Here is a 14266-nt window from a genome sequence, read left to right on the forward strand (position 1 = left end):
CTCTTATACACATCTAGATGTGTATAAGAGACAGGGTTGAGCAGGCGCGCGCGCGCGGCGCCTTCGTTCCACGTGCGGTCGCGGGCGATGCTTTCGAGGAGGGCATCGGCCGCGCCGTCGCGGTCGCCCGCCGCCATCAACCCGCCGGCCAGCTCATAGCGCGCCTCATGATCGTCCGGATCGGCCGCCGCCCGCGCGCGCAGGCCGCCGAGATCGTCCACGGGCATCGCATCGCGGGCGAGCTGAAGCGCGGCCTTGGCGCGCGCGATGCCGGCATCCCTGGTCTTGTCCTCGGGCACCGTCGCCAGCAGCGCCTCCGCCTCCGCGCCCCGGCCGAGCGCGATCAGCGCCCGCGCCTGGCCGGCGATGACGGATACATCCTCCGGCGCCATTTCGGCGACCTGGTTGAAGATGGAGAGCGCGCGCTCGGCATCGCCCGAATCGAGCACCTCCTCGCCCATCGCCACCAGGGGCGCGATATCCTGCGCCAGCAGATCGTCCGCGCCCTGGACCGGCAGCTGCTTCAATATCTGGTCCAGCATGCCCTTGAGCTGGCTTTCGGTGCGGGCGGGCGTGAGATCGGCGACGAGCTGCCCCTGGAACAGCGCATAGACGGTGGGAATGGACTGAACACGGAACTGCGCGGCTATCAGCTTGTTGGCGTCGACATCGATCTTGACCAGCTTCACGCCGCGGCCGGCATAATCCTCCGCCACCTTGTCCAGGACGGGGCCGAGCGCCTTGCAGGGGCCGCACCATTCCGCCCAGAAATCGAGGATGACAAGCGCGGTCATCGACGGTTCGATCACGTCCCGCTTGAACGTCTCGATCGCCTCGCGATCCGCGCTGCTCATACCCAAGGTCGCCACCGGCCGCTCCTATTTCCAAGTCCAGGCTGCTTATATCCGAAGCCCCTTATGTGGGCGCGGGAGCGCCGCTGCCAAGCCCCGCAGCGCCTTTGCGGCGCCCATGCAATTTTTCTTCACAACGGGGGTTGCCGACCCGAAAACCCTCCGCTATTAGCCGCGCCTCACCCGCCGGGCACGCCCGGCCGAAACGCCAGAGCGGGCGTAGCTCAGGGGTAGAGCACAACCTTGCCAAGGTTGGGGTCGAGGGTTCGAATCCCTTCGCCCGCTCCAGTTTCCTATCTTCTTATTCTATCATCCGATGATGACGGGCGCCCCTCCAGGGGCTTGGCCCGGTTTCTTTGCGCGCTGTCGATGGCCGCCCGTCCGGCGCAACAGACGCGGCGGGGATATCCGCAACGCGCGTGGCCGGGCATGCAAGAAGCAGAGGTCCGGGCCGCCGGCGATGTCGGCAGGCGGCCCGGACCGGCAATCAGTTTCCGGTCACCTGGGCGATGATGGCGCGGGCCTTGGTGATCGCCTGCGGCGTAGAAAGCTTGCCGGCCTGGATATCGTCCGCGAACGCCATCAGCCGTTCGCCCGAGGCGGAGCCGGTTTCGGCGACCTCGGCCACGGATACGCCCTTGCCCCTGGCGATCGCGGCGTCCCAGGCGGCGCGCACCGCCGCCCAGTAGCTGCTGGTGGCCGCCCAATAGGCGTCCGCCGCCTTGACGTCATAATCGCTCGCCTTGACGTAGGTGTTCAGCACCGATTCCTGGACGAAGGGCACCAGCTTGCCGCCAACCTTGCCGTCTTCCGGGCCCATCTTGATATTATCCTGCCAGTGGATCCAGCCGGCGGGCGACGGCGAATGGCGGTTGATCGCGAGATAGCGGTCATAAGGCGGCATGCGGACCGCATCGCGCCGCGCAAGCGGGCGCCATGTCCAGTTGCTGCGCCAGCGGCGGACGCCGCCTTCCTCGGTCCACTGCCCCCAGCCGCCGTAGCGCGGGCTGTCGTCGGTCTGCCACACTGTCTGCGACCAACGGCCCGCGCGCATCCGTTCGGGCACATCCTCCAGCACCCATTTGCCGTTGCCGGCATAAACGAGCACGGATTCGGGCTCATAGACCCAATCCTGCCGCCAATGCTTGATGACCATCGACTTGCCGTTCTCCCCCGGCACGACAAGGAGATGCTGGAGGACGATGCGGCGCGGGCTGTCCTCGATCACGCGGACGCTTTCGTGCCCGCCGGATATCTTGGACGGGATCGGCGTGTAATCGGCCCGCCAGGGCGTGGTCTCGCGGAAATCGAAGGTGACCTTGTAATCGCCGGCCATGGCGAGGATCGAGGCGCGATCGGCGGCGAGCGCGGCGGCCTCGTCCGCCGGCGCGCGCACGGCGACGGGGCCGTCCGCCAGCGCGGGCGCCATCGGAATCGCTGCCGCCATCACGGCGGCGAGCGCGGTGCGGAAGAAGGCGCTGTTCATTGTCCGTTTCATTCTGTCTCCCCTCTCTTATCAGAAGCGCACGCTGAGCGAGACGCTCGCATTGCGGCCGGGCTGGGTGTAGGCGTCCCCCACCGCCAGGGTCGCCGGGGTGGCGGCCAGGCCGCGCACGTCGCTCCACCAGGCATATTTCGTGTCGAAGATGTTGAAGATGCCGGCGCGCACCGTGAACATGTCGTTGAGCTTCACAAAGGCGGTGGCATCGACGATCGTGAAGCCATCCGGCGTGTAGCAGGAAGACCCGCACTGCCCGGGATCGGTGCGCCGCGCCTCCTTGCCCGCCGAATGGGTGAGGATGAGCTGGCCGCCGAAGCGATCCGCTTTGTCGCGATAGCCGATGCCGGCGACCAGCTTCAGCGGGTCGATGCTCATCAGCGGCGACCGCGCGCCGTTATCGCCGGCGACATTGCCGGTGGCGTAGGAGATGGCGATCGTGCCGGTGATGCCGATCGCGCTGCGCCCTTCCAGTTTGCCTTCGATCCCCTTGATCTTCACCCGATCGAGATTGATGAACTGGAAGATGATCGGATCGGTCGGCGTGCCGGCGTGGCTGCCCACCTGTTCCTGGCTGATGAAGTTGCGGTAACGCCCCCAGAAGCCGGTGACGCTGGCGTCGATCGCCGCGCTACCGAAACGCAGGCCGCCTTCCACCGTCTCGCTGGTTTCGGGCTTCAGATCAGGATTAGGGATCGATCGGTAGGCGAAGAAGGGCGAAGTCGGGTTTTCGAAGAACTGGTTCACCTGGCTGGGCAGCGGCGCCTTGAAGCCCCTGGCATAGTTGGCGAACAGGCTGGCCCCGCCGCCGATCTTGCCGACCACGCCGATCTTGGGCGACACGCGCGATCCATCCTGGCTGGCCGCCGCGAACTGGGGCAGCAGCGGATCGGCCTTCGGATCAAGATCGTAATAATCGAAGCGCAGCGCCGGGAAGATCGTGATCGCGCCATCGGCAAGCGCGATCTCGTCCGCCAGATAGGCGCCGACAAGCGTGTAATCGGTAACGGGGAAGGCGCGGCTCGGGAAAGTATCCGGCGCGGTCGGCACAGTGCCGTCGCGCAGCCCCTTCTGCCGCGTGGAGGAGATATCGGCGCCGTAGACCAGGCGGTGGGCAAGCGGCCCCGTGGCGAAATCGCTGCGCGCCTCCGCGCTCGCCCCGATCACCCTGTTCTCGAAGGTGTTGAGCCGGGTGCGATCGGCAGCGGTATATCTGTCTTCCGCCGTGAACTGGCGGGCCTCGCTGTCCTGATACCAGAGCGCGACCTGCGCGGAATCGACGAGGCCCGAGCCCTGATAGCGCCAGTCCAGCGAAACGCGGGTGCGCTCCGTCCGGTCGGCGGCGGTAAGGCCGATCACGGCGGTGCCCGGCAGCGGCCCCGTGGCCGGCGGGGCGGCGATGCCGCTCAGCACATTGGTGTCGACATGATCGTTGAGATAATCGACCGTCAGGCGCACGCGATGCGCATCGTTGGGCGTCCAGACGATCTTGCCCAGCACGGCATCCGACCTGGTGTCCTGCGGATTGGGCTTGGTGCGGGTCGCGTTGGGCGCGTCGTTCGTCCCCTCATTGTCCAGCTCGTGCCCGTCGCGGCGGGTGTAAGCGACCAGCGCCGACCAGTCGCCCGATCGGCCGGCGAGGATCGCGGTCTCGCTGAACTGATCGTCCGCGGATTCATAAGCGACGCGGCCCAGCGCCGCGAAGTCCTGGTTCTTGAGGATATCGGCGGGATCGCTGGTCGTGAAGCTGACCGCGCCGGCCAACCCGTCGCTGCCGTAGAGCGCGGAAGCCGGCCCGCGCAGGATCTCGACCGATTTGACGAGGCTGAGATCGACATAGTCGCCCCGGCCCACCGCCTGCGCGCCGAAGCTGAAATCGTCCGGAATGCGGATGCCATCCACCTGGATCAGCACGCGATTGCCTTCGAGCCCGCGAATGTTGAAGCCGGCATTGCCGTCGCGGCCGGTCGACCCCTGCGCCGCGCCGAAACGGGCCGGCGCCCGGCGGACGCTGACGCCCGGTTCGTAGCGCACCAGATCCTTGACGTCGGAAACCAGATCGTCCGCGATCCGCCGATCGTCGATCACGCTGACCGTGGCCGGAACGTCGAGGATCGATGTGGGGATGCGCGTGGCCGTGACGGTGATGGTGTTCCGCGCATCGATGCGCACCAGCGGATCGCCATCCTGCGCGGCTGCGGGCCCCGTCAGCGCCAGCGGAGAAAGCATCGCCACGGCCAGCGCCGTGCGGCCCGCCGCCCGCATCCACAGCCCCGTGCACCCACCGGATGCCTTTTCCCCGAACCCCTTGGTCATTTCGCGCATTAGCCCCTTGCTCAGATGATAATGAGATAGATTCGCATTATCATCTCGCTAAGGTCACGCGCTGCGGGGGTCAAGCATGGCGACATGATTATCCGGCGGACGGGCGCGCGCCGATCGGCCCTGCATCCACCGGACCCACCTACCGCCGGCGCCTGCACGCTTTGCAGGCGGCCAGCGGTTAGGAAAGCACGCCCTTAGACGGCGACCTCGTCGAGGATCGAGATCGCGCCCGATTGCCTGTCGAACAACCGGCGGTAGCGGCCGTCGGGCCGGCTGAGCAGTGTCTCATGATCGCCGTCCTCCACGATGCGCCCGCCTTCGAAGACGAGGATGCGATCGAGCGACCGCACCGTGGACAGGCGATGGGCGATGACGATCGCGGTCCGCCCCGCCATCAGCCGGGCCATCGCCTGCTGGATCAGCGCTTCCGATTCGGAATCGAGGCTGGATGTCGCCTCGTCCAGGATCAGGATCGGCGCATCGGCCAGGAAGGCCCGCGCCAGCGCCACGCGCCGCCGCTCCCCGCCCGACAGCTTCACGCCACGCTCGCCCACCAAGGTGCGATAGCCGCGCGGCAGCCGGCTGATGAAATCATGCGCATTGGCGAGCCGGGCCGCCTGCTCGATCTCGCCCGCCGTCGCATCGGGCCGCGCATAAGCGATATTTTCCGCGAGGCTGCGGTGGAACAGGATCGGCTCCTGCGGGACGATCGCGATCTGGGCGCGGAGCGACGCCTGGCTTGCCCGCGCCACATCCTGCCCGTCGATCAGCACGCGGCCGCCGGTCGCGTCATAGAGGCGTTGGACCAGCTTGACGAAGGTCGTCTTGCCCGATCCCGAATGGCCGACCACGCCGACCCGCTCGCCCGGCGCGATGCTGACATCGAGCTGGTCGTAGAGCGGCCGGTCATGGCCGCCATAGCGGAAATCGACCCGTTCGAAACGGATCGCCCCGGCCTCGATCCGGATAGGAACGGCATCGGCGGCATCCTCGATCCCCAGCGGCTCGCCATGCATCAGCACCAGTTCCTCCATCTCGTTCACCGAGCGCTGGAGGTGGTGCACATGCTGGCCGATATCGCGCAGATAGCCGTGAACGACGAAATAGGTGGTCATCACATAGACTACGTCGCCCGCGCTGGCCCGGCCCTGCCACCACAGCCACAGGGCGGTGCCCGTGACGGCCGATCGCACCGCCCACAGCAAGGCGAGCTGGCCCGTGCCGCTCCACGTGTGCCGCATCCAGGTGCGCGCCGTGCGGCGGCTCCATTTATCGACTAGGCCGGCGAGCCGCGCATCCTCGCGATGCTCCGCCCCGAACGCCTTCACCACGGCATTGGCGCCGATCGCATCCGCCAGCACGCCGCCCATGCGGGTATCCCACGCATTGGACAGGCGCGAGGCCGGTGCGATCACCCGCGTCGCCAGCAGCACTGTAAGCATGATGTAGGCGATCGCGCCCACCGCCATCACCAGTCCCATAACCGGCCAGTGCGCGCCCAGCAGCAGCATCGTGCCCACCAGCACCACGAAGGAGGGCAGCAGGGCCAGCAACAGCACGTCGTTCAGCGTATCCAGCGCCCACATGCCCCGAGTGATCTTGCGGACCACCGACCCCGAGAAGCTGTTGGCATGCCAATCGGTGGAGAAGCGCTGGACGCGGTGAAAGGCATCGCGCGAGACGTCGCGCATGATGCCGAGCGTGAAGGGCACGATCCCCCACCAGGCGAAATGGCGCAAGACGACCATCGCCAGCCCCAGCGCCATCATCCAGGCGAAGGCGCCGAGCGCGGCGGCCCGATCGCCCCCGCCGGCCGAAAGCGCATCGATCAGGCGGCCGGCGAACATCGGCACGAAGATTTCGGTCACCGTCGCCAGCGACATCGCCAGGGCGATGCCGATGCCGAGCGCGCGGCGCCGCGCCCAGTGGCGGAAGGTGAAGGCCAGGACGGCGCGGATGGCGCGCGCGCCACCCCGGGATTTGATATCGGCCATATCGTCGATGCGGCGCGCGGGGTGCGCGCCCTCCGTTTCACATGCGGTCAGTAGGGGGAAGCGGGCTCGGCGGCCCGGCTTCGGCGTGCGTCAGCCGCGAATGGCGGAACGCAGCGAGGGGCGCTTCAGCGACAGCATTACCATCCAGCCCTCCCTCGATTAACGGAGCGCGCGCAATAGCATGGGATCGCCCCGCCGCCAACCCGGCCGCGGGGCGCGCCGTCACATCGCCAGCATCCACAGCGCCATGGCGATCATCATCAGATTTTCGGTGAGCGAGACGAAGCCCAGCGGCACGTTGCTGTCGCCGCCGACGCAGGCGCATTTCAGCGTGCGCCGATCGATATAGACGGCCTTGAACACCGAAGCCGCACCGATCGTGCCGATGAACAGGGCGACCGGGATCGACAGCCAGCTGAGCGCGCCCGCCGCCATCAGCACGCCGGCCAGCGCCTCCGCAAAGGGATAGATGCGCGCATAGGGCACCCAGCGCCGGGCCAGCAGGTCATAGCCGAGGAACATGGTGGCAAAGCCTTCCACGTCGCGCAGCTTGAGCATCGCCAGCACGCACATGCTGAAGGCGATGAACCATTCGCCGGCGCGGACGGTGAACGGCGTGCCGAACGCGGCATGGCTCGCCGCCAGCGCCATCAGCGCCGTCATCGCGAACAGGGCGATGACGGGCGTATAGCTCAACGCCCCGGGATCGCGGACCTTGAGGCCGAGATGGCGGCGCAGATCGTCATGGCCGCCGATCCGCTCGCCATCGATGAAGATCTGCGGCGTCGTCTTCACGCCATGCGCGGCCTTGAAGGCGTCCGTCTCCTCCCGCGTCGTCAGCAGGCGATCCTCGATCCGGTAGCCCCGGCTGAGCAGCAGCGCCCGCGCCTTCAGCCCATAAGGGCAGACATGGCCGGGCATGGCCATGCGATAGAGTGTTGCCGTGGGGGCGGAAGGGCGGCTCATTTCCTCGGATCTCCTTGTCGCGCGGTCGATCCTGCCCATATGGGTTCCGTACCATGGTACGGAGTCAAGCAGTGGCTGGAATGACGATCGGCAAACTGGCCGAGGCCGCCGGGGTGGGCGTGGAGACGGTGCGCTATTATCAGCGGCGCGGGCTGATCGATCTGCCGTCACGGGGCGGCAGCCGGAACGCGGACATCCGCCGCTACGATGCCGGCCATCTCCGCCGGCTGCGCTTCATCCGTTCCGCGCAGGCGGCAGGCTTCACCCTGGAACAGATCGGCGAGCTGCTGGCCCTCGATGCCGGGCAGGACCGCGATCGCGCGCGGACGCTGGCGCGCGAGCGGATCGCCGCGCTCGACGCGAAGATCGCCGAACTGCGGGATGCCCGCGCCGCCCTTGCCCGGCTGGCCGACCAGTGCGGCGCTTCCGCCTCCGGCCCCTGCCCGATCATCGCGGCGTTCGAGCCGGATTGATCCCGCCCCGCGACCATCCTGGCCGCGGCATGGCTTCACAGGCGATCGGCAAATGCTCTAGCAGCAAATATATGTCCGCCGAGATCGACCCCTTCCACGCCATCGCCATCAGCCGCCTTGCGCACAGCCTGAAGGCGGCTGGGCGATCGATCATCCACATGGAGTTCGGCCAGCCTTCCACCGGGGCGCCAGCGCGCGCGATCGCGCGGGCGCATCAGGTGCTGGATACCGATGGCATGGGCTATTGGGAGAGCCCGGCGCTCAAGGAACGGATCGCCCGCCATTATCTGGACAGATATGGCGTCACCATCGATCCCGAGCGGGTGATCCTCACCTGCGGCGCCTCGCCCGCCTTCGTGCTGGCGCTGAACTGCCTGTTCGCGCCGGGCGCGCGGGTGGCGCTGGCCCGGCCCGGCTATGTCGCCTATCGCAACAGCCTGAAAGCGCTGCACCTCGAACCGGTGGAGCTGCCCTGCGGCGAGGCCGAGCGCTTCCAGATCACGGCGACGGCGCTGGAGCGGATCGATCCGGCGCCGGACGGGCTGATCCTGGCGAGTCCGGCCAACCCGACCGGGACGATCATTCCGCCGGCAGAGCTGGCTGCGATCGCCGATCTTTGCCGCCGGCGCGGCATCCGGCTGGTCTCGGACGAGATCTATCATGGCATAAGCTATGGCGAGCCGGCGCAATCCATGCTGCAGCACGCGCCGGACGCCTTCATCGTCAACAGCTTCTCGAAATATTTCAGCATGGCGGGCTGGCGGCTGGGCTGGCTGGTCGTGCCGGAGAGCCATGTCGCCGCCGCGCGGGCGCGAATGGGCAATCTGTTCCTGACGCCGCCATCCTTGTCGCAGCATGCCGGGCTTGTCGCCTTCGATTGCGAGGAGGAGCTGGAGGGCCATATCGCGGTCTACCGCCGCAACCGGGCGCTGCTGCTGGAAGCGCTGCCCGGAATGGGCCTGCGCCGGATCGCGCCGCCGGACGGCGCTTTCTACATCTATGCGGATATCGGGCATCTGACGACGGACAGCCTGTCCTTCTGCGCGCGGCTCCTGGAGGATACGGGGGTTGCGACGGCACCCGGCGTGGATTTCGACCCAGTCGAAGGCCATCGCCACATGCGGATCAGCTTCGCGGTATCGGAGGAGCTGGTTGAGGAGGCTGTGTCGAGGCTGGGACCGTGGCTTGCAGCGCGGCGGGCGGAAGCAGGCTTATCCTGAACCGATATGGGCCATGGACCGCAAACGACAACGCCGCCCTTTAGGGGCGGCGCTATCGGTGGCTCCAAAATGCCATTTTCCTATCAAGCTCACAGCATGTCCGAATTGCATTGGGAGCCCAGCATTAACGGACATGCGGGAACTAGCCGCCCAACGACCATCTGACGGACAAAAACGGGCCGATTTTCCTCTCGGCCCATTTGTATCCGTCGTGCAGTCCCGCTTCGGGACTATGGCGCGGTGTCGGCGAGCGCCTTTTCGATGACCGCCTTGAGCTTGTCGCCCGCGTCGGCGCCGACCTGCTGGACCGCGCGCTTGCCGGTTGCGGGGTCCGTCTGATGGAAGCTGAAGGCCTGTCCCTTCAGCGGGCCGGAGATCAGGTCCGCGATCATCACCTCGCGATGGCGATTCTCGGCATTGGCGAAGGGTGCGATCAGGTCGACCAGCCAGAGCCTATCGCCCGATCGCCATTCCTCGAGCGTGAGCCGATTTTCCGGCTCGATCATGCCGCCTTCCAGCTTGCGCTCCGCCTGCGCGCCGCATTTGGCCCATAGCGCCAGGCCGACGGGCTTGTCGCCATCGTGGAAGATATAGAATTGCTGGTGGATCAGTGCCGGCATCACCAGCCATTCGAGATCGCCGATCGCCAGCCCACAAGCGCCTCTGGGCGGCACCACCGGCGCTGTCGAACAGGCGGCACGGCACTACCCCCCCCACATAGCCAGGGGGCCGGGCCGCACGTTCGGCCGCTCCCGCAACGCATCCCGATGTATCCCGCTAAAAGCGCCCTATCTCAACGGATTGGCTTGCCACGCCCGCGCGCATCCCATCGGGATGCAGCGGCCGATGCTAGCAAGCCGCTGATAAAGCGGCAGATTCCATGTACCCAAGGTGCATAGGGTGTGCTTCCTTATCCTGTCGTCCCAGCCTCGATCGCGGTGACCAGCTCGGCCGCCGAATCGGCCCCGGTCCCGGCTTCCGGCAGGGCACCATAACGGTGCCATCACCGCGCCTATGGCACCACGGGTGATCCGCCTAAAAGCGATGTGTAGACAACCGCTTATGGCATCCCGACCAACGGGCGAGATGCCATAACTTCTATCTTGCATTAGGGCTGCCCAACGCTTCTACGCGCGATTTGGCAGCCTTAACGTCCTCTATCATTCCGTCAGACACAGGCAGACCAAGATCAGCGATAGTCATTCCACCTTCCCACTTTAAATCCCCCTTTTGATATTCATCGGAAAAATATAGCTCATGGCTTACCTTATAGAGGGTAACGCAAAGCGCCTGAAAGGTATCAGCCCCGATCCCATGTTTAATCTTCTCGGCACCAACGCCAATAATTTGATAGTGGCACCAAAACTCTTCTCTTGCTTCATCGACTGCAAAAGGAGTTCCTATAACAATGGTGACCTTACCGGAACCGTTCAGTTCAAGCTCGCGCGTCGCTATCACGTTATCTACCAGATGATCAGTCACTCTATAGCTCCAGTTGATACCTGCTGACTACCAGCACCGCTCTATTGCGATCCAAGCAAGCCAAGACTCCCAAGGCCGAGAACGCCCAGAGCAGCAGCCCCGCAAGGTTCGACAACAGCGCAGACAACGGCCGCGCCACCCAAGATAGTACCGCCGGTCACCCAAGGATTAGGTGCAGAGGGTGTAGGAGGCGTCGGAACAGGCACAGAGGTCCGCTCGGTTACCAACGGCGGCACTGGCCTTCCTGCGGCGCGTGCTCCATCTCTCTCAGCCGCACTGGCCCAGCACCTTGCTCTGGCGGCTGCGCTCGAAAGTGATCGACATACTGCATAGTCATCTTCCGCAGCGCGATCTCGTTCATCGTCGCTCATCTTGGCGGAAATGGTCTGCCCACTTTGGGGCATTGGCTCGGTCTTTGGGGTCCATGGAAGGTTCACCATGGGATAATCGGCGAAATTAAACTCGTCTCCAGAATTCTTAAATCCGCGAGGCACAAGAGACTCAGGGATTTCGAAGCACATATAAAATGATGTTACGACATTTGTGTTGATTTCACTATCATAGTAACTTGCATCCTGAAGCCTACAATGTTGAGCCAGCCCGTTTGGGTCGACTTTATTGATGGGATCGCCTCCGACATAATTGTACCAGTTCAAGCCGTCGGCGTAGCCTATGGGATCGGCCTGGAGGAATCGACCGAGAGTGGGCGAGTAGATGCGCGCCTTGTAGTAGTACATGCCGATCTCCGGCAGCCAGGCTTGGCCGGTATATTGGAACCGCCCGACGTTGGTCGACTGTGGGATGCCGTAGTCGTCATAGGCATTGATCGCGATCGAGGCACCGAGTTGGTTGCTGATCGCGACGATCGAGCCGCGCTCGTCAGCATGGAGCCACCGGCGGTCGCTCGTGCCCGCGCCCTCGTACCAAACGATCGGCTCGTCCACGCTTGGGCCATGAACATAGCGACGCAGGATTGTGCCATAGGCCTGGTCGCTGCGTTCGCTGATCAGACTCTCGCCATCATATTCCAGCTGGGTGTGCGTCGACGAACTCTGTACCAACCGACCCAGCGGATCATAGTTGAAATAACCGCCAGGATAGCTGGAGAGCTGGTTCTTCGAGTTGTAGCCATAGACCGCGGTGCCAGCACTGGTCAGGTTGCCGCGTCCGTCATAGGACGGCACGATCGTGCCGGTCAGCGTATATTGGTTCAGCCCGTTGACCGAATAAGATCGGTTGACATTAGCATATTCAGCCCAGCTGTAGCTGTCGTTCGAGCCCGTCCGCTGTCTGATCTGGCTGGCGACACTATAAGCGAACGTCCTGGTCAAATCAGCGTTGGTGCCGGCAAGATCCTGGGCGAGCTGGCTCAACCGCGAAGCATTGTCATAAGCATAGGTCGTGACCGTGCCGTTGCCCCGGGTGAGGCTCGTGCGGCGGCCGCGATCGTCATAGACAAAGGTCGCGAGCACGCCCACACCCGATGCCGCGCCATTTTCCCTTATCGCCGTCATCTCGCCCAGAACATCATAATCATAGGTCACGTAGAAGCCGTCCGACCAGGTCAGCCGCGTCCGCCGGCCACCAAGATCATATTGCATGCTCCTGGTGCCCACCGGCGTAGCCTCGCTCAGCATCCGGCCCAGCGCATCATAGCTGAACGTCGAGGTAAAACCATTGCCGTCATTGGCCGTCTTCACCCGGCCCAGATTGTCATAGGTGAAGGATCGATCCACATCCCGCGCGTCGAGATGCCCGGCCGTCAGCGCCGTCATGCGCCCGAGATTGTCATAAGCGTAGCCCAGCATCGTCCCGTCGCGCAGCCGGCGCGAGACCACGAGGTCGGAGTTGGCCTGATAGCCAAGCTCTTCATAATCGGCGACCGAACTCGTGCCGGCGGTGGTCGGAGACGGATAGCGCGTTTTCTTGAGCCGGCCAAATCCGTCATATTCATACGTCGTCTGGTTTCCCTTGGCATCCTTCACCCAAGCCACCTGGCCATCGGATGTGTAGCCCTGAGCCAGCTCGTCGCGCACGAGCGTAGTCCCTACCCCTGTCTGGACCTTCGTGACGCGACTGGCTTCGTCATAATAGGCCTTGCTGATCCGATCGGGGCCATCGCTGCCCGCGTCTCCCATTACGCATGCGTCGGGCGCCCCCGCGAAGGCGGCCTTGTTCATCCGCTGCGCCACGCAATCGACGCGACTTAATCCATCATAGCTATATTGCGTGACCGCTTCGAGCGTCGTGCCCCCGAACAGTTCCTCCCTCACCTTGCGTGCTTTGTCGTCATACAGGGTAACGGCCTTATCGAGAACGACCATGCCCGGCCAATCCGCATCGGATTGGCTGGCCACCGTGCCACTCTCGACCATCGCCATCTGGCCGTTGGCATTGTAGGTATACCGAGTTGCGCGAGGCTTGAGCGCGCCTGCACCATCTGGATCCGGCCCGACAATGCCCATGGTGCGCCGCGCCACATTAAAGCGATAGCGCACCGTGTCCGCCGTTCCAGCCAGCGGACCATCCATCGAGACGGCATTGCCAATACTGTCATAGGCCGCGGTCGTTGTTGCCGTAAGGGCCCCGTTGCCGGAGCCGATCGACTGACTGATCGGCAGCAGATTGTTGGCAGTTCCAGTTGCCTGCGGGCCATAATTTATGCTGGTTTTGATTTCGTCGGCCGTGCCAGCGCAGCTCGCTGTCGATTGGCAGGTCGAAATACCCGTCAAGACATAAATGTTCTGGATTCCGGTTCCACCGGAAGCAGTGATCGCACCGCTTGCATCCTTATAATAGGCCTGCATGGCCGTATAACTGTAGCGGGTCTGCGGTCGTATTCCATTGGGCGCGGCGGGACCGGTTTCCGTCAGTACACCGCCATGGACCGGATCATAAGTATAATCGGTCTGCTGACCTCGCGTATCTCTCGTCCAATTGGGCTTGTTGCACGTCACAGGATTGCTGCAGTTCGCATCATATCCCGCCGTCGTCACGAGATCCGCTGGCGTACCCGGTGTCTTGGACACCACGCGCGTTTCGGTAACGTTGCCCCGCGCGTCATAAGTGTAAGCCACGTAGCGTCCCCCGGGGGATGTTACGCGGGTGACACGACCGAGGCTGTCACGTTGATAAGAAGTTGTCAGATCGATGCCATTTACAACGGTGGTATCGCTTATCACCCTGTTTGTGGCAACATCTGAGGCTACGATACGCTTTGTAGAAAGCGGCCCAGTTCGAGTGAGTGTTCTTACGCCGTCCGCATCCACGAAACTATAATGCCAGGCACTACCATCCTTGACGACATCGGATACCTTATTGTCATCTCCATAAGAGTCTGATTCAAAACTATCGGGCCTGATTTCATGCTCTTGCGATGCGGCGAGTAAGGAGCTGGATCGAGGCGATGAACAGCCACGCGGTTGCCGATGCGACGGTCTGCTCGAAGTCCTTGGCG

Annotated in this window: 10 protein-coding genes, 1 tRNA gene and 1 pseudogene; 3 read left to right on the forward strand and 9 right to left on the reverse strand. The window is 64.4% G+C overall.

Annotated features, from left to right (window positions below; genetic code table 11):
- Window positions 1-854 (reverse strand): tetratricopeptide repeat protein (locus BHE75_RS19900; RefSeq protein ID WP_070935001.1); only part of this gene is annotated, 854 nt, incomplete at its 3' end.
- A 210-nt stretch (window positions 855-1064) separates the two neighbouring features.
- Between BHE75_RS19900 and BHE75_RS19905 the strand changes: the two genes are divergently transcribed.
- A tRNA-Gly gene (locus BHE75_RS19905) sits at window positions 1065-1139 on the forward strand.
- A gap of 199 nt (window positions 1140-1338) precedes the next feature.
- On the opposite strand, the gene BHE75_RS19910 is transcribed toward BHE75_RS19905, so the two are convergent.
- From BHE75_RS19910 to BHE75_RS19925, 4 genes are all read right to left on the reverse strand, one after another.
- Window positions 1339-2349: a DUF6607 family protein gene (locus tag BHE75_RS19910; protein WP_254684512.1), complete on the reverse strand. Its 1011-nt coding sequence runs from the start codon at window positions 2347-2349 to the stop codon at window positions 1339-1341.
- An 18-nt stretch (window positions 2350-2367) separates the two neighbouring features.
- The gene (locus tag BHE75_RS19915) at window positions 2368-4665 is read right to left on the reverse strand and encodes a TonB-dependent hemoglobin/transferrin/lactoferrin family receptor (protein WP_139181783.1); all 2298 of its coding nucleotides are present in this window, start codon (window positions 4663-4665) and stop codon (window positions 2368-2370) included.
- 203 nt (window positions 4666-4868) lie between these two features.
- A complete protein-coding gene (locus BHE75_RS19920; RefSeq protein ID WP_070935006.1) occupies window positions 4869-6668 on the reverse strand; it encodes an ABC transporter ATP-binding protein in 1800 nt (599 codons plus the stop codon).
- 222 nt (window positions 6669-6890) lie between these two features.
- Window positions 6891-7634, reverse strand: a complete 744-nt coding sequence (locus BHE75_RS19925) for a MauE/DoxX family redox-associated membrane protein (protein ID WP_070935008.1) — start codon at window positions 7632-7634, stop codon at window positions 6891-6893.
- Between the two features lie 80 nt (window positions 7635-7714).
- On the opposite strand from BHE75_RS19925, the gene BHE75_RS19930 reads away from it, so the two are divergent.
- A complete protein-coding gene (locus BHE75_RS19930) occupies window positions 7715-8107 on the forward strand; it encodes a MerR family DNA-binding protein (RefSeq protein ID WP_070935010.1) in 393 nt (130 codons plus the stop codon).
- A gap of 71 nt (window positions 8108-8178) precedes the next feature.
- Window positions 8179-9327 (forward strand): pyridoxal phosphate-dependent aminotransferase, encoded by a 1149-nt coding sequence (locus BHE75_RS19935; RefSeq protein ID WP_070935012.1) that lies wholly within the window; start codon window positions 8179-8181, stop codon window positions 9325-9327.
- Between the two features lie 230 nt (window positions 9328-9557).
- On the opposite strand, the gene BHE75_RS19940 is transcribed toward BHE75_RS19935, so the two are convergent.
- The 4 genes and pseudogenes from BHE75_RS19940 to BHE75_RS24220 form a co-directional block, all read right to left on the reverse strand.
- Window positions 9558-10001, reverse strand: coding sequence for a toxin-activating lysine-acyltransferase (locus tag BHE75_RS19940; protein WP_191225229.1), 444 nt, complete (start codon window positions 9999-10001; stop codon window positions 9558-9560).
- A gap of 424 nt (window positions 10002-10425) precedes the next feature.
- Window positions 10426-10809 (reverse strand): DUF6968 family protein, encoded by a 384-nt coding sequence (locus BHE75_RS24215; protein WP_139181784.1) that lies wholly within the window; start codon window positions 10807-10809, stop codon window positions 10426-10428.
- 41 nt (window positions 10810-10850) lie between these two features.
- On the reverse strand, window positions 10851-13886 hold the full coding sequence (locus BHE75_RS19945; protein ID WP_438830600.1) for an RHS repeat-associated core domain-containing protein: 3036 nt from the start codon (window positions 13884-13886) through the stop codon (window positions 10851-10853).
- Window positions 13887-14172: 286 nt separating this feature from the next.
- A pseudogene (locus tag BHE75_RS24220) lies at window positions 14173-14266 on the reverse strand (IS5/IS1182 family transposase); the annotation flags it as partial.

It is taken from the genome of Edaphosphingomonas haloaromaticamans, assembly GCF_001853345.1.
Classification (GTDB): domain Bacteria; phylum Pseudomonadota; class Alphaproteobacteria; order Sphingomonadales; family Sphingomonadaceae; genus Sphingomonas_E; species Sphingomonas_E fennica.